This is a genomic window from Candidatus Caldatribacterium saccharofermentans (assembly GCF_050267035.1).
GTDB lineage: Bacteria > Atribacterota > Atribacteria > Atribacterales > Caldatribacteriaceae > Caldatribacterium > Caldatribacterium saccharofermentans.
Map to the genome: position 1 here is coordinate 39228 of NZ_CP187957.1, position 19586 is coordinate 58813.

Sequence of the window (19586 nt, forward strand, 5' to 3'; positions counted from 1 at the left end):
ATCTCACCCACCCAGAGCGCGGACCACTCGCTCCATTGCCTCTTTGAGCCTCAAAGAGGGTGTCGTAAGGGAAATGCGCACAAACCCCTCACCGTATTTCCCGAATCCCACACCTGGTGTCACCACTACCTGCGCCCGATCGAGGAGAAACTCTGCAAAGCTCATCGAAGTGAACCCCGAAGGTACGGGAATCCAGACATAGAAGGTCGCCTTGGGATAGGGGAGGTCAAACCCAAGGGCCCGCAGGGTTTCCACCACAAGGTTTCGCCGCTCCGTATACACGGGGATAATGCCCTCCAGGGCTTCCTCGACTCTGGCCAGGGCTTCCACACCCACCCACTGAATGGCATTGAAAATCCCTGAATCGATATTGGTTTTCACCCGTCCCAGAGCCTCGATGAGCTTGGCATTGCCCACGGCAAAGCCAATTCTCCATCCGGTCATGTTGCACATTTTCGAGAGAGAGTGGAACTCAATAGCCACTTCCTTCGCTCCTTCAACCTCGAGGATCGAGGGAGCCCTGTACCCATCGAAGCTAATCTCCGAGTACGCCAGATCATGGGCAACGATGAAGCCAAACCGATGGGCAAGGCGAACGACTTCCTGGAAGAATTCGTAAGGAGCCGTACTCGAGGTAGGGTTGTTGGGGTAGTTCAGAAAGACGAGTTTCACCCGCTCTAGAAGGCTTTCAGGAAAGGCCGAAAAGTCGGGAAGAAAGTGGTTACCTGGAAGAAGGGGCAACGGGAGAGGAACACCCCCGGCGAGCAAAGTACCAATCTTGTACACGGGGTATCCTGGGTCACTGGCCAAAACAAGGTCACCGGGATCCACCACACACCAGGGAAAATGGGCAATACCTTCTTTTGAGCCGATGAGTGCCACGACTTCCCGGTCCGGGTCAAGGGAAACTCCAAAGCGCCTCCTGTACCAGGAAGCCACCGCTTCCCGAAAGGCATAGAGTCCCCGATACGATGGATACCGGTGATTTTCGGGATTCTGCACCTCCTGGCACATCCGTTCCACAAGGAAATTCGGAGTTGGCAGATCTGGATCCCCGATGCCAAGATCGATGATATCCTTCCCCTCTTCCCTTGCTCGGGCGATTTTCTTCTCAATTTCCGCAAAGAGATAGGGAGGGAGGTTCTTTATGCGCTGGGCAACGTCCACGTGTCTACCGCCTCCTTCAAAAGACGAGCTTCAAAGACCTCTTCAGCCGGCCCTTCAAGGGAGAGACAGCCATCCTCTTTCCACACCACACTGAGTGCCCCACCAGGAAGATGCACGAGGACCCTTCGCTCGAGCACGCCCCGGGCAACGCCTGCCGCCACCACCGCGCAGGCCCCGGTGCCACATGCCAGAGTTGCCCCCACCCCCCGTTCCCACACCTTCACCCTCACTTCTCTCGGACTGAGGACCTCCACAAACTCCACGTTCGTCCGTTGGGGAAAGAGCGGGTGGTGCTCGATAAGCGGTCCGAAGTGTTCCCAATTTTCCGGAAGCTCAAAAATCACTGCGTGAGGGTTTCCCATAGAGACCGCGCTGAGCACAAATGCCCGACCATCGACCATGGCAGTCACATGCAACGCAGAATCTCCCGGAACATCCACAGGGATTTCCCGAGGGTGGAAGCGAGGTTCTCCCATGTCCACAACCACCCTCACAACCCGACCCCCTTCGGTGATAACCCTAGGAACGATGATACCCGCCTTCGTCTCCACCCGAAAGGTTTCCCCCGTCACCATTCCCCGCTCAAAGGCAAACTTTGCTAAACACCGGATGCCATTGCCGCACATCTCCGCCTCGCTTCCATCGGCGTTGAAGATGCGCATGCGCACATCCGCGACCTCTGAGGGCAAAACCTCAATGACTCCATCGGCCCCAATGCCAAAATGGCGGTCACAGAGCTTCCGGACCACATCGGGAGAAAGGACAAGATCGCCCCGCATCTCTGGGGTACAGAGGAGGAAATCGTTGCCCAGACCGTGCATCTTCACGAAGCGCATTGTCTCCCTCCTACCCCAGTCCCAGAATGCTCTCAAGGCCGTAATAGAACTGCGGGGCCTCACAGACCTTCCGGAGCGCCAGCAGTACCCCAGGCATGAAGGAGGAACGGCTGAGCGAGTCGTGGCGAAGGGTCAAAATCTGCCCCTCTCCACCGAAAATCACTTCCTGATGAGCCACAAAGCCCGGAAGGCGAATACTGTGAACCCGTACGCCCCGGTACATTCCACCCCGGGCTCCTGCAACGAGTTCTTGACCTTCAGGGGTCAGGAAATGCCCAGAATCCATCCCCTCAATGGTTTTGAGAGCTGTGCCCGAAGGAGCGTCCTTCTTTTGAGGATGATGGTACTCAATAATCTCCGCCGCCTGGAAGAAGGGCGCGGCAATCCGGGCAAAGTACATCATGAGTACTGCTCCGATGGCAAAATTCGGGGCTATTACACATCCGAGCCGCTCGCTCTCCACAACCTGGCGCATACTCTGAATCTCATCCTGGGTCAGACCCGTTGTGCCAATGACCATGGCCACCCGGTGTTTCACAAAGACCGGGAAGTTCTTCCGCAAAGCCTCGGCATGGGTGAAGTCGCAAACAACCTGGGGAGCACTTCCTCCAAGGACGCGTTCAAGGTCATCCTGTATGAGGACACCCAGGGGTCCTACACCTGAAAGCACACCCGCGTCCTGCCCCACTTCCTGCACATCGCAGGCTCCCACAAGGACAAAATCCTTCTCCCGAGCCAGAGTCCGCACGATTTCTCTCCCCATTTTTCCCGCAGCACCCACCACACAGACACGAATCACCCTGCTCCCTCCTCAGGAATCACGTCTCTCCGCAAAAGATCGCTCAGGCTCTCCGGTCGCACCACAAGGCGCGCCATACCATCTCGAACGAACACCACACCAGGGCGGGGAATAAGGTTGTAGTTTGAGGCCATGGAATAGTTGTAGGCACCGGTCCCCTCAACGACCAGAATGTCTCCCCTCTGCGCCTTTGGGAGTTCAATCTCTGGGATGAGCACATCTCCTGACTCACAGCATTTCCCCACGATGGCCACCGTCTCTTTTTCCTCTCCCTCAACCCGGTTTCCTAAAAGCGCCTGGTACCGGGCTCCGTAGAGCACCGGACGGGGGTTGTCGGTCATACCGCCATCCACAGCGACGTACTTTTTGACCCCAGGGATTTCCTTGACAAAACCCACCCGGTACACCGTACTCCCCGCAGTGTTGACGATGGACCGCCCGGGTTCAATAAAGAGCACCGGGAGAGGGTAAGAAAGGGAAAGACACTTCTCCCGCACTTTCCCGGTGAGTGCTTCAACGTAGGAACGAATTGAGGGGAAATCCCCCTTCTCTTCATCAAGGTACGGGACACCCAACCCTCCACCGAGATCAAGCTCCTCAAGCACAAGACCGTGGTTTTTGCGGAGGGCATCCATGAACTCCAGAAGGATGTCCACAGTCTTCAGGAAAGGCTCAAGTGTCCGTATTTGAGACCCGATGTGACAGTGTACCCCCCGAACGTCAAGATGGGGAGAGGATGCCGCAAGGAGGAAAGCCTTCTCAGCTATCCCCTCAACGAGGGGGAAACCGAACTTACTCTCAACCTTTCCTGTGGTGATGTGCGCGTGGGTGTGGGGGTCAACGCCGGGAGTAACACGAAGGAGAACGGGGAGCTTGCCATGAACGTACCGTTTGCTCTCCTCCAGAAGGCACTCAAGCTCCTCAAAGCCGTCCACAACCCACCGTCCGACACCCTCCCGAAGCGCCAGAGCGCGTTCCTCATCGGTTTTGTTGTTCCCGTGGAAAATCAGGCGGTTCCAGGGGAAACCACTTCCCAGGGCAACGAAGTACTCTCCCCCTGAGACAACATCAAGCCAGAGACCTTCCTGAGCCACAAGACGACACATCGCTCCACAGAGGAAAGCCTTACCCGCATAGGCCACGTGGAAACTCGGGTAATGCTGGGCAAAGGCCTCCCGGTACTCCCTCATTGCCTCCACGATTTCCTCTTCATCGAAGACGTACAGAGGAGTACCAAACTGCTTCGCAAGGTCTACAACGTCGCACCGGCCAATCTCAAGGTGATTGAGGGCATTGACGCTCTTTCGGCCTAACATTACCTGCCTCCAGAAACTTTTTGGTTTTATTAACACAAGGAACCGTTTCTGTCAACGAGGTTTTTTTACAGCTTGTCAATCCCATGTCTTCTGAGCCATTCCCGAAAGCTCTCTTCGTCCCCAAGAATTTCCTGGTCGTAATTCTCCTCGAGCTTTCGAATTTGGTCAGCAAGTTCAGGACGTTCGGCAACGAGCTTATCGATGTTTTTCTCGAATTCGTCACAGAGGGCATCAAGGTCGTCAAGAGGAAGGGAAAGTCCAGCAAAGGGCAAGAGCACACGGAGCGCTGCCCGGATGCCTTTCGGATTCGTGGCCTGAACGTACATGGGGATCTCAACAACGATGTTCACCATCTCCACGTCTTTTGTTCTTGCCGTAGCCGTCATGAGCGTCGTGATGCTCGCTGGACCTTCGTAGTTACTGAAACGAACTCCGTAAGGAAGGAGCTTCTCCTTCAGGGCCTCATCAGAGACAGAACAGTAGACCCGGGGTTCTCGGGTATGGGGGGTAAGGCCGCTGACGCTCCCCACGAAAATCATCCGCCGGATTCCGAACTCCTTAAGGAGCAGGAACATGTCGTCAACGTACTCCCGCCACCGGATGTTTGGCTCCTTCCCAAGGAAAAGCACAACGTTTTTCTCGTCGGCGCAGAAAAAGTGGTTCTGGGGGTAGCGGAATTCCTGCACCAAGCCCTCACGGATAAGGGTATAGGGGCGGAACTGGGCCACCTCTTCCATGCTTCCAGGAAGATTGAAAATGTAGAAATCGTACGGCTCAATCTGGGCCAGGATTTCTGCCTGCAATTTGTCCCTGAGGTACATCACCGTCCCGGTAGAGACACTTCCACCATCCATCCAGCCGGTGAAACCCACAATGAGAACAGGGTCTTGAAGCACAGGCCTCCGGTAAACGATGAGCCGACTCATGAACTCACTTCCCTTCCTCACAGCGATGGTTCTGGCATCCGACGGGCAAGGTTCTCAAAGCGGGCGAAATCTTTCTGGAAGAGGAGTTCAACCGTTCCCACAGGACCATTCCGTTGCTTGGCCACGATGACCTCGGCGATGTTCTTCTTCGACGTATTCGGATTGTAGTAATCCTCCCGATAGATGAGAATGACAAGGTCCGCATCCTGCTCAATGGCGCCACTTTCCCTCAAATCAGAAAGCTGGGGTCGTTTGGGACTTCGTTGCTCCACGGCACGACTCAGCTGGGAAACAGCAATAACGGGGATGTTGAGCTCCCTCGCCATAGCCTTCAGGGAACGGGAAATCTCGGAAATCTCCTGCTGGCGGTTTTCGGAACGACCGTAACCCTTCATGAGCTGGAGATAGTCGATAATAATAAGACCAAGGTTCTTCTCGGCCTTGAGGCGACGGGCTTTTGCCCGGAGTTCAAGCACCGATATACTCGGGGTATCGTCGATGAAAATCGGGGCCTCAGCAAGCCTCCCCGCTGCATGAGCCAGCTGAGGCCAGTCTCTCTCTGTAAGGAATCCTTTCCGTACTCTCCCTGCGTCGATGCGGGCTTCGCTGCAGAGCATACGCTGGGCAATCTGGTCCTTCGACATCTCAAGGCTGAAAATGGCCACGGGGATTTTCTTCTCCACACCGACGTACTGGGCAATGTTTAGACAGAAGCTCGTTTTCCCCATGCCCGGACGAGCAGCCACAACGATGAAATCGGAGGGTTGGAAACCTGCGGTGAGGACATCAAGGTCGACAAATCCTGAAGGAACACCCGTGACGTGTTCATCACGATGGTAAAGCTCAGTAATGCGGTCAAACGCCTCATTGACCACCTCTTTGAGGGGAACAAAGTCAGAACGAATTCGTTTCTGGGAAAGCTGGAGAATGAGGTTCTGGGCCTGATCGAGGAGTTCGTCCGCCTCGAGCCTGGCTTCGTAACCCTCCCGGATGATGCGTGTGCACAGCTGAATGAGCGATCGAATAAGGGACTTCTCCTCCACGATATGGGCGTAGTACTCGACGTTTGCTGCCGTCGGAACAACGTTGACCAGCTGGGCCAAGTACTCCATACCGCCGACACTCTCAAGCTTCCCCTTCTGCCTGAGTTTCTCAGCCAAGGTCACCAGATCGCAGACTTTATCCTCACCAAAGAGCTCGACCATGCTCTCGAAAATGATCCGATGCGCTTCGTAGTAAAAGTCCTCAGGACGCAGGATTTCAAGCGCCTTCAGGAGGGCTTCCCGGTCAAGGAGCATCGATCCCAGCGTCGCCTGCTCAGCCTCAACACTGTGCGGAGGAATGCGATCAATGCTCAGAAGTCGACACCTCGCCGCCAGTTTCTTCCGGGAGAACTTTCACCGTGAGGGTTGCTGTTACACCCCGCCCGAGATTCACCCTCACCCTGTGTTCCCCAAGGTCCTTGATGGGCTCCTCAAGGTCGATGTACTTTCGGTCAAATTCCCGTCCAATTGCTTGGGCAACACGTTCGGCAATCTCTTTTGAGGTCAGAGAACCATAGAGCTTTCCCGTTTCGCCAGCTTTTTTTCGGAATTCGAGAATCATACCCTCGAGGAGCTTCTTAAGAGCCTGGGCCTCTTGAAGCTCTTTCTCCTCTGCCATCGCCTTCCTGCGGCGGATGGCCTCAATCTGGGAAATATTTGCCTCTGTGGCCAGGACGGCGAGTTTTCTCGGCAACAGGTAATTGCGAGCATACCCCCGGCGAACCTCGACCACGTCACCTTCTTTCCCGAGATTTTCCACATCCTGCAGGAGGATAACCTTCATGCTCTCAACCTCCTTCACTGTTTCGAGCGCAATTTCCGGAAATCAATGAAGACGTCGAACACTCCCAGCCAGCTGAGGAGGAAAGAAAACAGCGGCTGGAAAAGCAAGAAGACGAGAATGGCAACTCGAACCGCTCTGGAGCGAATGTACTTCTCCAGGAAATAGTATACCAGAGAAAGCCCCTCAAGAAGGAAGAGTAGCTGCGTCACAACCTGGACGTTGACTCCAATCCTCCCCAAAAGAGAAGTACCCCCAAAGAGGATGAACACCCACCCCAGAACAAAGGCCCAGAAAACAGACCTTGGCAGTCGCCACTCAGAAAAGGGGGGAACCTCAGGAAAAGCGAGGCCGATTCTCTTCCCAATCCACCGCCCAAGGAGGAAGTTGCACCCCGTATCAAAAAGCGACGCCACAATGAGGAGAGCGGGCATCACAAGCTTGATAAGGCTCACCAGGTCTCCCGCGCCGGGGAGATTCTGACCAACCCAGGGTGTCCTCCGTACCGTCTCCTCGAGGAGGAGGAGATTTTCAGTAAGCGGATTTTTTCCCGTAGCAAGGAGGACAACACCAAGGAGGACAAACTTTGAGAACAGAGAAACAAGGGTGTTAACCAGGAGAATTTCAGGAAAATCATATCCTCTCTTCACCGTCAGGCCCATGGCAATGCCCAGAAGGGAAAACCCTAAAAGACATGTCATCGCCTGCAAAAACCCCGCAAGGGCGAAAACTAAAAGACTGGCCACACAGGAAGCCAGTATCCCTAAACGTGCGTCCCACCGGATAACGAGAAACATCACCGGCAAGGGACACAAAAAACTCACTAGAATCCCCAGAACGGGAAGGTAAATGGAAGCAAGGTAGAGAATGACCGTGAGGGCGGCAAAAAAGGCACCCTCAACGGTTGAACGAACATTTCTCATACATCGAGGTCACTCAATGATATACGGCAAAAGAGCCATCTCTCGTGCCCGCTTTATGGCCTGGGCAAGCCTCCTCTGGTGCTTTGCACAGTTTCCACTGATGCGGCGAGGGATAATCTTTCCCCGCTCGCTCAGAAATCTCTGGAGCGTCTCCACGTCTTTATAGTCGATGTGGGCTTTCCCCAAACAGAAAATGCAGACTTTTTTCTTCTTCCGGAAGAACCTCTTCCTGGCAACACGTTCCTCACGTTCTACTGCCACCTCTTATCCTCCTCTCAGAAAAATTCAAAGTGTTTCTCTTCAACCACCGGCGAACATCCCGTAAGGCGTTTTACCTCAGAGGCCACGATTTCATACGATTTTCGCTTCTGGCCTCCCTGATCCTCAAAAGTCCGCACCTGGACCCTTCCCTCCACAAAGACCCAGTCTCCCCGCTTCAGGTTTTCCCCGCAAAAAAGCGCAAGGTCCCTCCACGCGACAATGTAGAGGTAGTCAAAATACTCCCGGTTGTCCTCACTGCTCACTCCCCGCGAAACGGCAAGGGGAAAGCTCGTCACCGGGGTCCCGTTGGGTGCATACCGGACCACCGGGCTCTGGGTGAGAAAACCTATGAGAAAAACCTTATTCAGACTGGGTCGGGACATCCGTCTCCCTTTCGCCCGTCAGGGCCTGGACTTCTGCCTCTTCGGGCGCCTGAGGCTTTTCCTTAGAACGCGCCTTTTCCTCTTTCACCAGGATGTGACGGAGGATATCCTCGGTGTACCGGACAACCCGGGACACCTCGGCGACGTTTCTGGGGGAAATCGCAAAGCGGAGGAAGACGTAGTAACCTTCCCTCTGTTTCTCAATAGGATAGGCGAGCCTACGCTTCCCCCAGAAATCCACGGCATTCACCACACCGCCCTGGTCCACGATGGTGTTCTTCAGTTTTTCCACAACACTCTGGACACCATCTTCAGTGAGCGTCGGTCGAATGACAACTCCCAGTTCGTACTCCTGCATAGTCGCTCTCTCCTCCCTTCGGACTATGGCCCCATCCAGAAGGATGGGGCAGGGATTCCCCTTTTCAGGTACCCTCCTGCCACGAGGCCAGATAGGCCCGCTGGCGAGGAGTCATCTCTTCAAGCCGCACCCCAAGGGCAGCAAGCTTCAAGCGAGCAACCTCCTCGTCGATTTCCTGGGGCACCCGGTATACCCTCTTTTCAAGGTTTGATGCATGCTGCACAAGGTATGCCACAGAAAGCGCCTGGTTGGCAAAACTCATGTCCATGACCGATGAGGGATGACCCTCAGCACACGCCAGGTTCACAAGCCGGCCTTCCCCAAGGAGGTACAACCTCTTTCCGTCTCGCAGCGTGTATTCCTCCACCATTGGTCGAACCACCTGCTTGGTCACACTGAGCTCCTCAAGTCCCTCGATGTCGATTTCAACGTTAAAGTGGCCAGCGTTAGCCAGAACCGCCCCGTCCTTCATGAGGAGAAAGTGCTCCTTCCGAATCACCGCAACATTCCCGGTGGCGGTGACGAAGACCTCGCCCCACGAGGCTGCTTCGCTCATGGACATAACCTCGTGGCCGTCCATAAGGGCTTCCAGGGCTCGCACAGGATGAACCTCAACCACAGCGACCCTCGCTCCCATACCCCGTGCCCGAAGGGCAATGCCACGGCCACACCACCCGTACCCCACAACCACAAACCGCTTCCCCGCAAGAAGCAAGTGCGTTGCCCTGAGAATTCCCTCTATCGTGCTCTGCCCTGTTCCGTAACGGTTGTCGAACATGTGCTTGGTATCAGCATCATTCACCGCAATAACGGGGTAGGCCAGCTGTCCGCTCTGGGCGAGGCTGCGGAGCCGGATAACACCTGTGGTTGTTTCCTCAGTCCCTCCCAGAATCCCACTGAGCGTTGTGCCACCCCTTCTGTGAGCTGTCGAGGTGAGGTCCGCACCGTCGTCCATGGTGATATGAGGTTGAGCATCCAGCACGCGCTCTATGTGGTCGTAATAGGTGGCTCTGTCCTCTCCGCGGAGCGCAAAAACAGCAATGCCAAAGTCCTGGACGAGCGCCGCCGCCACGTCATCCTGGGTACTTAAAGGATTTGAGGCACAGAGGAAAACCTCTGCTCCACCTTCCTTCAGGGTGATGGCAAGAACCGCTGTCTCAGCAGTCACATGGAGACAGGCACCCACCCGTATACCCTGGAGAGGACGGGATGTGCGCCACCGGGCGGCGATTTCTCGCAGAACAGGCATCTCCCTGAAAGCCCAGTCAATCTTTTGCCTCCCCAGAAGAGCCAATCCCAAGTCCCGCACGTGATAGGTCATATCCGGGCTCCTTTCCCTCAGAATCCTGCCAGATCTCGAAGGATCTCGACCTTGTCAGTTTTCTCCCAGCTGAAATCCGGGTCGTTCCGTCCAAAGTGGCCATACACGGCAGTCTTCTTGTAAATAGGTCGACGGAGCTTGAGGTTCTTGATGATAGCCCCGGGACGGAGGTCAAAAACTTCTCTGACAATCTCGAGAATCTTCTCATCGGGGATCTTCCCCGTTCCAAAGGTATTGACGGCCATCGAGACGGGCCGGGCAACACCTATGGCGTAAGCAATCTGGAACTCACAGCGGTCTGCAAAGCCAGCAGCAACGATGTTCTTTGCCACGTATCGCGCTGCGTAACTCCCCGAGCGGTCGACCTTGGTGGGATCCTTGCCAGAAAAACATCCGCCACCATGCCTGCCAACTCCCCCATAGGTATCCACGATGATTTTCCGTCCGGTGAGCCCCGTATCCCCCTGGGGACCGCCAATGACGAATCTCCCCGTGGGGTTCACAAGAATCCGGGTACGGGAGTCAAGGAACTCGGGAGGGATTACCGGACGAATGACGTGTTCAATAATGTCCTCCCGAAGCGTTTCAAGGGAGATATCAGGATGGTGCTGAGCGGAAACGATGATGGTATCAATGCGGACAGGACGGTCGTTCTCGTAATCCACTGTTACCTGGGTTTTCCCATCAGGACGAAGGTACGGGAGAATTCCTTTCTTGCGAACTTCGGCCAGACGAAAAGCCAGAGCATGGGCCATGGCAATAGGAAAAGGCATGAGCTCCGGGGTTTCGTTGCAGGCATACCCGTACATCATCCCCTGGTCTCCAGCTCCAAGAGAAAGCTCCTCATCCTCCACTTCTTCGCCCATTTTGACCTCCAAGGAACGGTTCACCCCAAGGGCAATGTCCGGTGATTGCTCATCAATGGCCGTGAGCACTGCACAGGTCTCAAAATCAAAACCGTATTTGGCCCGGGTATACCCGATATCCCGTACGGTATTCCGGGCAATACGAGGGATATCAACGTAGGTCGTCGTCGTCATCTGACCGGCAACGAGTACCAGTCCCGTAGCCACAAGCGTCTCCACTGCCACCCGACCATAGGGGTCCTCGGCGAGAACGGCATCGAGTATGGCGTCGGAAATCTGGTCAGCGATTTTGTCCGGGTGACCTTCGGTGACGGATTCAGAAGTAATTTGGTACTTTCGCGCCATCCTGCTACCTCCCTTCACGCTCTCCGTTTTCCCAGGAAAATCAAAGGATAAAGGTAACACACCCCCTTGAAAAAGTCAACCAATTTCGTGGAGAAGGTCAAGTCCGTCGCGCTCCGAGTACACCACCCGGGCCCTTTGCCAGAGCTTCTCGAGATTGTAGAATTCTCGCTCCTCTTGCCGGAAAACATGGACGATGATTTCCCCATAATCGAGGAGAATCCACTCTCCGGTGTCCTCTCCCTCCACGTGGAAAGGACGAACCCCGACCTCCTCAAGGTGTTCGAGGACTTCCTCAGCAATGGCTCTGGTCTGAATCGGAGAGGAACCACTACAGAGAACCCAGTAGTCTGAAAAAGGAAAAAGACCTCGCAGGTCCAGAATAGTGATATCAAAGGCCTTCTTCCGCTCAATGGCCTCCTTGACCCTCCGGATTTTCTCCTGAACCTTCACCGCCACTCCTCTCCCTGGCGAAGAATCCGTGAATTTTCTCCCGGGCAACGTCAAGCTGAGGTTCCCAGAAACTCAACCCGTTGAGATAAACCGGCTCTCCCGGCAGAATATCCATGGTGACCGCCTTCTCCTCGAGGCCCTTAAACCACAGAGCAAGCTGCAGGATATTCTCAAGGGGGATATTGGTGTGCAAAGCTTGCTTGAGGCTTTCAAAGAGCGCCGGAAGGTGGGCCAGTGTTGAAGGGTCCTGAGCTTTGGCAATGAGCGCCTGAAGGAAAGCCTGCTGGCGCTTGATTCTGCCAATGTCCCCCAGAGGGTCATGACGGAAGCGAACGTACTGCAGGGCTTTCTCTCCGTTGAGCACCTGTTTCCCCGGCTTGAGGTTGATGAAAAGGCCCTGAGCACGGTCCACATAGTACATCGGCTTCTCCACTTCAATCTCCACGCCTCCCAGGGCGTCCACCACCTTCTCAAAGGCGTCGTAGTTCACCTCGACGAAATAGGGAACCTCTATACCCAGACTTTCCTCCAGGGTCTTTTTGAGGAGTTCAATACCTCCCCGAGCGTATGCATGGTTGGCCTTATCGTATCCAACACCCGGGATGAGTAACCGCGAATCCCTCGGGACGGAGAGGAGGAACACCTCTCCCGATTTAGTGTTCACAAAAGCCAGGATGATGGTGTCACTCCGCAGGGGTTTGATGTTATCCTGTCCCACAATGAGAATGCAAGTATTTTCGGGAGTCACATACCCCATGACTTTTTTCACAACCGTCCATCGGAACGGAGCCCGAACTCCAAAGAGCGCAAGGGTAAAGAGTCCACCAAAACCGATGAGAAAGCCGAGAATGAGGTAGAAGATCTTCCAGCTCCGTCTCATAACATTTTCCCTTCTTTTCGCAGCATGCTGATTTCCCGATTCCAGGAACGGAGGCTCTCCAGAGCGATAACGCCATAGGTCCTGAGAAGGTACTCTATCTTCGCCCGCAACGCAAGGATATACCCCACCCGGAGGTCAGAGTATGCCCGTTGACGGATTTCCCGAGCTTCGGGGAAATCCCGGCCAGGCTCGGCGATATCGGCCACAAAGACAACTTTGTCGAACGCGGACATCCACTCGCAGCCTGTGGCGTGCCAGCGAATTGCCCGGAAAATCCGAAAATCCCGAAGGCCCAGTTCCCGCTCAATAATCGCAGGGGCAGCGAGAGCGTGGAAGATCTCGGGAATGGGGAAATCGCTCTCCTGGATGTACGGTGGAAGGAATTCTCTCAGAGTTTCCCAAGGAAGATCACGGGCACAGTCATGCAAAAGACCTGCAAGGTACGCCCGGAAGGTATCTTCTCCGTGAACAGCAGCAAGGTGTTCCGCTTCCTCTGCCACCCGCAGGGAATGGGCAACCCGGGGAGGGGAAAGCACCACCCTGAGAAAATCCAAAGCCTTATTAATCTCGATACAGTCCGTTCTTGTAAATATAGTTCTCCACCGCCTCTGGGAGAAGGTATTTAATGGATTCACCCCGCCTGACTCTCCGGCGAATCTCGGAAGACGAGATAGCTAAAGCCGAGACCTCTATAATCTTGACCCGGTCCTTCAGTGGTCCCTCGAGATGCTGCAGGCGGTACCCGGGACGCGTTGCAGCCACAAAGGTACACAGACGGAGAAGCTCTTCCGGGTTGTTCCAGGTTGAAATCTGGGCAAAGGCATCAGCACCAGTGATGAAGTAAATCTCCGTATCCCCTCCCCAAAGCTCCCTGAAATACCGCACCGTATCGACAGAATAAGAGGGTCCGGGTCGCTCAATTTCCACGCGGGAAACACTGAAATAGGGGTTCGTGATGGTGGCAAGGACCACCATAAGGTAACGATGTTCAGGATCGGTGATTTTCTGACCGATTTTGTGGGGAGGTCGTGCCGAGGGGACAAAGACAACCTCATCAAGCCCAAAATAGTCCCGCACTTCCTCAGCGGTCACAAGATGACCGTAATGGATGGGGTCAAAGGTTCCTCCCATGATACCCTTTTTGGGCAACTCTTCCCACCTTCCCCACTATTCCCTGATCTGTCCTGAACCATACACAACAAATTTCCAGGTCGTGAGCTCCCGCAGGCCCATAGGACCCCGGGCATGGAGTTTCTGGGTGCTGATGCCGATTTCTGCCCCCATACCGAATTCTCCTCCATCGGTGAATCTGGTGGAAGCATTTACAAAAACCGCCGCAGAATCCACCCGGTTGAGGAACTCCAGGGCATGGGCGTAATTCAAGGTCACGATAGCGTCGGAATGGTGCGAACCGTAGGTGTTGATGTGACGGATGGCCTCGTCGAGACTTCCAACCACACGGACAGCGATAATGAGATCGAGGTACTCAGTATACCAGTCTTCCTCGGTGGCCGGAACCACCCCCGGGACAATGCGTTGCGTTTCCTCACAGCCCCGCACCTCCACACCCTTTTCCTGAAGGGCCCGGACAATGCGAGGAAGGAAAACAGGGGCAATGCTTCTGTGGACAAGAAGCGTTTCACAGGCATTGCAGACACTGGGACGCTGTGTTTTGGCGTTGATGACGATTCGTTCAGCCATGTCGAGGTCCGCAGCATCATCCACGTAAACGTGGCAATTCCCAACGCCCGTTTCGATGACCGGAACACGGGAGTTTTCGATGACCGTTCGAATGAGGTCTGCCCCACCTCTTGGGATGGCTACATCGATGTACTCTCGGAGGGCGAGGAGAACCTTCACATCTTCATGGCTTTCGCTTTCAATGAGCCCCACACAATCTTCAGGGATATCGCATCTCCGGAGCACCTCATGGACAATCTTCACCAGCGCTCTGTTGGAGGAAAGAGCAGAACTGCTTCCTCGCAAAACCACGGCATTTCCAGCCTTGAGACACAACCCCACGCTATCGATTGTCACGTTGGGTCGTGCCTCGTAAACGATAGCCACAACCCCCAGGGGAACACGGACTCTCGTCACAAGAAGACCATTAGGTCTCCTTGCACCATCGATAACCTCTCCAACCGGATCGGGTAGGGCCGCAATATCCCGGAGGCCGGAAGCCATGGCCTCAATGCGTTTCTCATTCAGAGCCAGGCGATCGAGCAATGCCTGCTTCATCCCCGAAGCTTTCCCCCGCTCAAGGTCCAGAGCGTTCGCTTCAAGAATCTCCTGCTTGCGTTCCAAGAGTTTCTCCGCAAGATGCAACAGGAAGCGGTTCTTCGCCTCCGAAGAGAGACCGGCAAGAACTGAAGCAGCTTCCTTAGCCTTTCTGGCAATTTCCCGGATGGTCTCCATCATACTTCCCTCCCAGAAACACGAAATCATCAGCGTGGATGACCTCCTCACTCCAGTCCCCCTGACCCAGAATTTCTTCTATTCTCGTGCTCCGCAACCCTCGAATTTTCTCCAGTTCTTCCGAGGAGTAATTCACAATGCCCCTCCCGATGAGCTCGCCATCTTCACCCACAACCTCCACACAGTCTCCTGCCTCGAATCGCCCCAGAACATCCACCACTCCTGCAGGGAGAAGACTCTTCTTCTCAAAGAGCGCTCTCTTTGCACCCTCATCCACCACAACCTGTCCCTGAGGGATCATACCAAAGGCAATCCACCGTTTCTTCCCTCGCAGGGAATGCTCTGCAGGATAGAAGAACGTCCCCAAAGCCTCTCCTGCAAGAAGGCGAAGGAGAATACCAAAATCCTTCCCCGAGGCAACGATGACCCCAATCCCCGAGAGGGTGGCAATTCTTGCCGCAAGGATCTTGCTGCGCATACCTCCAGTAGCAAAAGTGCTCCCCTCCCTCTTTGCCATTCGCTCAATCTCCTCATCGATGACCCGAACTTCAGGGATGAGTTCCGCCTGGGGGAACCGGCGTGGATCGTCGGTGTACAGACCCTCAACATCGGAAAGGATGATCAAAAGGTCGGCATCAACAATCGAGGCCACAAGGGCTGAAAGGCGATCGTTATCGCCAAACTTGATTTCCTCTACCGCCACTGTATCGTTCTCATTCACAATGGGGACTATCCCCAGCCGCAGGAGGGCTTCAAAGGTGTTCCGGGCATTCAGGTACTTTGAGCGGTTGTGGACATCCTCGGGAGCCAAGAGAATCTGCGCAACCCTCACGCCGAACTCCGCAAAGACAGAACAGTAGTGCTGCATGAGTATTCCCTGACCCACTGCTGCCATTGCCTGTTTGAAGGGAATGTCGTTGCGCCGTCGGGTGATACCAAGGGCACTCATGCCACAGGCAACCGCTCCCGAAGAGACCAGGACTACCTCTCTCCCCTGCGCTCTGGCCTCCACAATGCTTTTGGCCAGACTCCGCAACCGACCCTGAGAGAGGGAAAATCCATCAACGAGAAGCGAAGAACCCACTTTGACCACGAGACGACGAGCGTTCGTTACGATTGTTTTCCGTTCCATTGCGAAAGCGCAAGCCCTCTTCCCGTCCAGACAAACCGGTAGGACCCAATCTCCACCGTGCTTCCCGGGGGTAAGGCTTCAAGGTACCGGAGAAAACCCGATCTCTCGAGTTCTCTGTGGAAGGAAGCCTCGTCCTTTTCGGGAGGACACTCCTTTACAAGCTTTTCCAGAAAACGCGAGGCAAAACGGTATACTCGCGGGGAACGTCCCTGTGCGCCCCCTTTCCCCAGAGAGGAAGGAGAGGGAACCTCCTCCTGCTTCAACCTCAAAAGTTCCACCACCTTGTCCAAAAGCTCAGAGAGACCGAAACGGGTCACCGCTGAAATGCCAACCCCGGCTATGCCTTCCCGAGCCAGCTCCCAGGCAAAGTGCTCCCACCTTGTTTGTGCTTCAGGGAGATCGAGTTTTGTCCCCACCACAATGAAAGGTTTCTCAAGAAGCGACGCGCTGTACTGGGAGAATTCTTGGCGAAGAATAGAAAAGTCCCTCCACGGGTCACCGGAGTACGGAAACGCCATATCCACAAGACAGAGGACGACCCGCACCCGTTCTACATGCCGCAGGAATTCCAGACCCAGTCCCGCTCCCTGGCTTGCCCCTTCGATAATTCCAGGGATATCAACCATGACGAAACGTTCATCCCGGTGTTGCACCACACCCAGAGTGGGATGGAGCGTCGAGAAAGGATAAGGAGCAATGCGTGGCCGGGCATCGCTCACCACAGAAAGCAGAGTGGACTTCCCCGCATTGGGAAGGCCCGCAAGCCCAACATCGGCAATGAGTTTAAGCTCAAGACGAAGCTTTCTCGCTTCTCCCTCTTCCCCCCGCAGAGCAACGCGGGGTGCCTGATTCGTTGCAGTGGCAAACGATGCGTTTCCCCGTCCTCCCCGACCACCCCGGGCAACGAGCACCTCCATGCCGTCCACCATAAGGTCAGCAAGGAGTTCCCCAGTCTCGGCATCAAAAACCTGCGTCCCCACGGGAACCTCGATGACGATATCTTCCCCCTTTGCACCATGCTTCTTCTTCCCATGCCCCGGCTCTCCAGGTGGTGCCTGGTACAGGGGCTGCAGGGCTACATCGTAAAGGGTCTTCTTCCGGGAAGAAGCACGCAAAAAAACACTCCCCCCATCGCCCCCATCCCCTCCATCTGGGCCGCCACGGGGGACGTATTTTTCCCGGCGAAAGTGAATTGCCCCATCCCCTCCTCTGCCACCTCGGACCTCTATGAATGCACGATCAACAAACATGAACTACGCAGGGACCTGGGAGAGTACTGAAACCCACTTCCGCCCCTTTCTGGTCTCAAAGACCACATAGCCATCCTTCAGGGCAAAAAGCGTGTAGTCCCGTCCAACTCCCACGTTCTTCCCCGGTTTAATGTGGGTTCCCCGTTGCCGGACGATGATGCTCCCAGCCCGGACGAATTGCCCTCCATAGGCCTTAACCCCAAGGTACTTGGGGTTGCTGTCCCGACCATTCCTCGCACTTCCACCGCTCTTTTTATGCGCCATACCCCATCATGCCTCCTTGATCTCTATCTTCTCAATCCGCACAAGGGTTACCGGCTGACGATGCCCCTTCTTGCGTCGGTAATTCACCTTGGGTTTGTACTTGAAAACAATGACCTTTTTCCCTTTCCCCACACCGAGAACCCGTCCCCTGACCTGCACATTCTCAAGATAAGGTCTACCTACGAGGATTTCTCCATCCTTTCGGGCCAAGAGTACCCGGTCAAAAGCCACTTCCTCATTCACCGGGGCCAGCACACAGTCTACCTGAAGCAGTGAACCCTCGGTAACCTTGTATTGCTTTCCTGCTGCTTCCACGATGGCAAACACGGCATTTCACCTCCCAAAGACGGATGGTAATTTACCACAGATACTTCTTTCCGTCAAACGGTCATGGGACTTCCTGCATTCGCGCCCGGATTTCTTCGTCACCCACCCCGACAATGCTGTACCTCCGGGGCGGCAGGTTTCTACTCACCTTCCAGAGGATTTCTTTTCTGTAGAGTTTCTGGAGATTCTGCAGGAACCGCTCACCCTCCGAGGCGAGATACCCTCCAAGCTCCTCCCCCACCACAAAGCCAAGAACCGAAGAAGACGTGTGGCGGCAGATTTCCTCAACCTTGCGCAGGAAATTTACGGCTACGGTTTCAAGCGAAAGCACTCTTCCTTCTCCCTCGCAAAAAGGGCACGGTTCGCGGAGGAGCGAGTCAAGGCTTTTTCGAACGCGTTTTCTCGTCATCTCCACAAGGCCGAGTTCGCTCATATCCACAACCGTACACCTTGTTCGATCCCGGCTCAGGAATTCCTCAAGAGCACGGACAACCTGCCGGCGGTGCTCCTTTTTCTCCATGTCAATGAAGTCGATGAGGATAATCCCCCCAATGTCCCGCAGACGAACCTGCCGGGCGATTTCCTCTGCAGCTTCGAGGTTGGTTCTCAGAATGGTGTCCTGGAGGTCTTTCTTGCCCACAAACTTCCCGGTGTTTACATCAATGACTGTCATAGCCTCAGTCCGATCAAACACAAGGTATCCGCCGCTACGAAGCCAGACCTTTCGGCTCAGAGCGCGTTCGATTTCCTTCTGGAGACCGAAATGTTCAAAGATGTTCTCTCGACCCTCAAAGAAATGAACCCGCTCCGCGAGATGGGGAACCAGAGACTCCATGAAGTCTCTGAGCTTCTGGTACCCGAAAAAGGAGTTAATCCAGATATTCTCCACGCTCTCATCCACAATATCCCGCACCAGAGCATAGATGAGACTCGCCTCCTGGTAAAGCAGAGCAGGAGCTGTGGTGATTTCGGCTTTCTTCTGGATACGATGCCAGAGACGGACCAGGGATTCAATGTCTTCCCGAATTTCTTCGATGCTTTTCCCCTCCGCAGCAGTCCGAACGATGATACCGGAACCGTTGGGGCGTATCCGCTCCACAATCCTCTTCAACCTCTCCCGTTCCTCGCCTGATGCTATGCGGTGCGACACCCCCACAACGTCCATACCAGGCATGAAGACCACGTATCTCCCAGGAAGGGTGATCTTCGTGGAGACCCGAGCGCCCTTCGTTCCCATAGGCTCCTTGGCCACCTGAACGATGATTTCCTCCCCAACCCGGATAAGATGCTCAATTTTGACATCTTTCCGCTTCTCGTCAAGAAGCATATCACCGATGAAGAGAAAAGCGTTCTTGTCAAGACCGATGTTCACAAAAGCTGATTGAATCCCAGGAAGGACGTTCTCCACAACGCCCTTGTAAATATTCCCCGCAAGGCGCAACTCCACCGCCCGCTCGAAAAAGAACTCTACAACTTTCCCGTCTTCAAGGAGCGCTGCCCGCGTTTCAACCTCAGACATGTCAATGACGATATCTCTCCGCAA

At 54.8% G+C, this 19586-nt stretch carries 23 protein-coding genes; all 23 read right to left on the bottom strand.

Features of this window, described 5'->3' with window-relative positions; all coding sequences use genetic code 11:
* Positions 1–3: 3 nt before the first annotated feature.
* The 23 genes from ACPT9Q_RS00230 to ACPT9Q_RS00340 all read right to left on the bottom strand — a co-directional run bounded on the left by ACPT9Q_RS00230 (position 4) and on the right by ACPT9Q_RS00340 (position 19586).
* A complete protein-coding gene (locus ACPT9Q_RS00230) occupies positions 4–1167 on the bottom strand; it encodes an LL-diaminopimelate aminotransferase (protein ID WP_017873134.1) in 1164 nt (387 codons plus the stop codon).
* Positions 1146–2003 (bottom strand): diaminopimelate epimerase, encoded by an 858-nt coding sequence (gene dapF / locus ACPT9Q_RS00235; protein ID WP_427365929.1) that lies wholly within the window; start codon positions 2001–2003, stop codon positions 1146–1148. The genes ACPT9Q_RS00230 and dapF overlap by 22 nt, the downstream gene beginning before the upstream one ends.
* A 10-nt stretch (positions 2004–2013) precedes the next feature.
* A complete protein-coding gene (gene dapB, locus ACPT9Q_RS00240; protein ID WP_017872507.1) occupies positions 2014–2802 on the bottom strand; it encodes a 4-hydroxy-tetrahydrodipicolinate reductase in 789 nt (262 codons plus the stop codon).
* The gene (gene lysA / locus ACPT9Q_RS00245) at positions 2799–4118 is read right to left on the bottom strand and encodes a diaminopimelate decarboxylase (protein WP_017872508.1); all 1320 of its coding nucleotides are present in this window, start codon (positions 4116–4118) and stop codon (positions 2799–2801) included. The genes dapB and lysA overlap by 4 nt, the downstream gene beginning before the upstream one ends.
* A 65-nt stretch (positions 4119–4183) precedes the next feature.
* Positions 4184–5044 (bottom strand): PAC2 family protein, encoded by an 861-nt coding sequence (locus ACPT9Q_RS00250; protein WP_017872509.1) that lies wholly within the window; start codon positions 5042–5044, stop codon positions 4184–4186.
* Between the two features lie 17 nt (positions 5045–5061).
* Complete coding sequence (dnaB, locus tag ACPT9Q_RS00255; RefSeq protein ID WP_017872510.1) at positions 5062–6342, bottom strand: replicative DNA helicase; 1281 nt, start codon at positions 6340–6342, stop codon at positions 5062–5064.
* Positions 6343–6391: 49 nt separating this feature from the next.
* The gene (gene rplI, locus ACPT9Q_RS00260) at positions 6392–6871 is read right to left on the bottom strand and encodes a 50S ribosomal protein L9 (protein WP_017872511.1); all 480 of its coding nucleotides are present in this window, start codon (positions 6869–6871) and stop codon (positions 6392–6394) included.
* A 14-nt stretch (positions 6872–6885) separates the two neighbouring features.
* The gene (locus tag ACPT9Q_RS00265; RefSeq protein ID WP_017872512.1) at positions 6886–7791 is read right to left on the bottom strand and encodes a DUF2232 domain-containing protein; all 906 of its coding nucleotides are present in this window, start codon (positions 7789–7791) and stop codon (positions 6886–6888) included.
* Between the two features lie 9 nt (positions 7792–7800).
* Positions 7801–8052, bottom strand: a complete 252-nt coding sequence (gene rpsR / locus ACPT9Q_RS00270; RefSeq protein ID WP_017872513.1) for a 30S ribosomal protein S18 — start codon at positions 8050–8052, stop codon at positions 7801–7803.
* A gap of 14 nt (positions 8053–8066) precedes the next feature.
* Entirely contained in the window at positions 8067–8435 is a 369-nt protein-coding gene (locus ACPT9Q_RS00275; RefSeq protein WP_017872514.1) for a single-stranded DNA-binding protein, read from the bottom strand.
* Positions 8413–8793: a 30S ribosomal protein S6 gene (gene rpsF, locus ACPT9Q_RS00280; RefSeq protein ID WP_017872515.1), complete on the bottom strand. Its 381-nt coding sequence runs from the start codon at positions 8791–8793 to the stop codon at positions 8413–8415. Before rpsF ends, ACPT9Q_RS00275 begins: the two co-directional genes overlap by 23 nt.
* Positions 8794–8857: 64 nt before the next feature.
* Complete coding sequence (ahcY, locus tag ACPT9Q_RS00285) at positions 8858–10114, bottom strand: adenosylhomocysteinase (protein ID WP_017872516.1); 1257 nt, start codon at positions 10112–10114, stop codon at positions 8858–8860.
* A 17-nt stretch (positions 10115–10131) separates the two neighbouring features.
* Positions 10132–11325, bottom strand: a complete 1194-nt coding sequence (metK, locus tag ACPT9Q_RS00290; protein ID WP_017872517.1) for a methionine adenosyltransferase — start codon at positions 11323–11325, stop codon at positions 10132–10134.
* A 75-nt stretch (positions 11326–11400) separates the two neighbouring features.
* Complete coding sequence (gene rsfS / locus ACPT9Q_RS00295; RefSeq protein ID WP_017872518.1) at positions 11401–11775, bottom strand: ribosome silencing factor; 375 nt, start codon at positions 11773–11775, stop codon at positions 11401–11403.
* Positions 11732–12655, bottom strand: a complete 924-nt coding sequence (locus ACPT9Q_RS00300) for an LCP family protein (protein ID WP_017872519.1) — start codon at positions 12653–12655, stop codon at positions 11732–11734. Before ACPT9Q_RS00300 ends, rsfS begins: the two co-directional genes overlap by 44 nt.
* A complete protein-coding gene (gene yqeK, locus ACPT9Q_RS00305; protein ID WP_017872520.1) occupies positions 12652–13209 on the bottom strand; it encodes a bis(5'-nucleosyl)-tetraphosphatase (symmetrical) YqeK in 558 nt (185 codons plus the stop codon). The genes ACPT9Q_RS00300 and yqeK overlap by 4 nt, the downstream gene beginning before the upstream one ends.
* Positions 13210–13216: 7 nt before the next feature.
* A complete protein-coding gene (nadD, locus tag ACPT9Q_RS00310; protein ID WP_017872521.1) occupies positions 13217–13804 on the bottom strand; it encodes a nicotinate-nucleotide adenylyltransferase in 588 nt (195 codons plus the stop codon).
* An 18-nt stretch (positions 13805–13822) separates the two neighbouring features.
* Complete coding sequence (locus ACPT9Q_RS00315) at positions 13823–15070, bottom strand: glutamate-5-semialdehyde dehydrogenase (protein WP_017872522.1); 1248 nt, start codon at positions 15068–15070, stop codon at positions 13823–13825.
* Positions 15036–16202, bottom strand: coding sequence for a glutamate 5-kinase (proB, locus tag ACPT9Q_RS00320; protein WP_017872523.1), 1167 nt, complete (start codon positions 16200–16202; stop codon positions 15036–15038). The genes ACPT9Q_RS00315 and proB overlap by 35 nt, the downstream gene beginning before the upstream one ends.
* Positions 16181–17452 carry a GTPase ObgE gene (obgE, locus tag ACPT9Q_RS00325; protein ID WP_017872524.1) on the bottom strand — a complete coding sequence of 424 codons (1272 nt, stop codon included), beginning with the start codon at positions 17450–17452 and terminating at the stop codon, positions 16181–16183. Before obgE ends, proB begins: the two co-directional genes overlap by 22 nt.
* Before the next feature lie 3 nt (positions 17453–17455).
* The gene (gene rpmA / locus ACPT9Q_RS00330; RefSeq protein ID WP_017872525.1) at positions 17456–17716 is read right to left on the bottom strand and encodes a 50S ribosomal protein L27; all 261 of its coding nucleotides are present in this window, start codon (positions 17714–17716) and stop codon (positions 17456–17458) included.
* Between the two features lie 6 nt (positions 17717–17722).
* Complete coding sequence (gene rplU, locus ACPT9Q_RS00335; protein WP_017872526.1) at positions 17723–18043, bottom strand: 50S ribosomal protein L21; 321 nt, start codon at positions 18041–18043, stop codon at positions 17723–17725.
* Positions 18044–18104: 61 nt separating this feature from the next.
* Positions 18105–19586 (bottom strand): Rne/Rng family ribonuclease, encoded by a 1482-nt coding sequence (locus ACPT9Q_RS00340; RefSeq protein WP_017872527.1) that lies wholly within the window; start codon positions 19584–19586, stop codon positions 18105–18107.

Excerpts from the sequence above, each read along its gene's own strand:
- dapF (WP_427365929.1), bottom strand. The coding sequence starts at position 2,003 with ATGCGCTTCGTGAAGATGCACGGTCTGGGCAACGATTTCCTCCTCTGT.
- lysA (WP_017872508.1), bottom strand. The coding sequence starts at position 4,118 with ATGTTAGGCCGAAAGAGCGTCAATGCCCTCAATCACCTTGAGATTGGC.
- ACPT9Q_RS00250 (WP_017872509.1), bottom strand. The coding sequence starts at position 5,044 with ATGAGTCGGCTCATCGTTTACCGGAGGCCTGTGCTTCAAGACCCTGTT.
- dnaB (WP_017872510.1), bottom strand. The coding sequence starts at position 6,342 with ATGCTCCTTGACCGGGAAGCCCTCCTGAAGGCGCTTGAAATCCTGCGT.
- rplI (WP_017872511.1), bottom strand. The coding sequence starts at position 6,871 with ATGAAGGTTATCCTCCTGCAGGATGTGGAAAATCTCGGGAAAGAAGGT.
- ACPT9Q_RS00265 (WP_017872512.1), bottom strand. The coding sequence starts at position 7,791 with ATGAGAAATGTTCGTTCAACCGTTGAGGGTGCCTTTTTTGCCGCCCTC.
- ACPT9Q_RS00275 (WP_017872514.1), bottom strand. The coding sequence starts at position 8,435 with ATGTCCCGACCCAGTCTGAATAAGGTTTTTCTCATAGGTTTTCTCACC.
- rpsF (WP_017872515.1), bottom strand. The coding sequence starts at position 8,793 with ATGCAGGAGTACGAACTGGGAGTTGTCATTCGACCGACGCTCACTGAA.
- ahcY (WP_017872516.1), bottom strand. The coding sequence starts at position 10,114 with ATGACCTATCACGTGCGGGACTTGGGATTGGCTCTTCTGGGGAGGCAA.
- metK (WP_017872517.1), bottom strand. The coding sequence starts at position 11,325 with ATGGCGCGAAAGTACCAAATTACTTCTGAATCCGTCACCGAAGGTCAC.
- ACPT9Q_RS00300 (WP_017872519.1), bottom strand. The coding sequence starts at position 12,655 with ATGAGACGGAGCTGGAAGATCTTCTACCTCATTCTCGGCTTTCTCATC.
- ACPT9Q_RS00315 (WP_017872522.1), bottom strand. The coding sequence starts at position 15,070 with ATGGAGACCATCCGGGAAATTGCCAGAAAGGCTAAGGAAGCTGCTTCA.
- proB (WP_017872523.1), bottom strand. The coding sequence starts at position 16,202 with ATGGAACGGAAAACAATCGTAACGAACGCTCGTCGTCTCGTGGTCAAA.
- obgE (WP_017872524.1), bottom strand. The coding sequence starts at position 17,452 with ATGTTTGTTGATCGTGCATTCATAGAGGTCCGAGGTGGCAGAGGAGGG.
- rpmA (WP_017872525.1), bottom strand. The coding sequence starts at position 17,716 with ATGGCGCATAAAAAGAGCGGTGGAAGTGCGAGGAATGGTCGGGACAGC.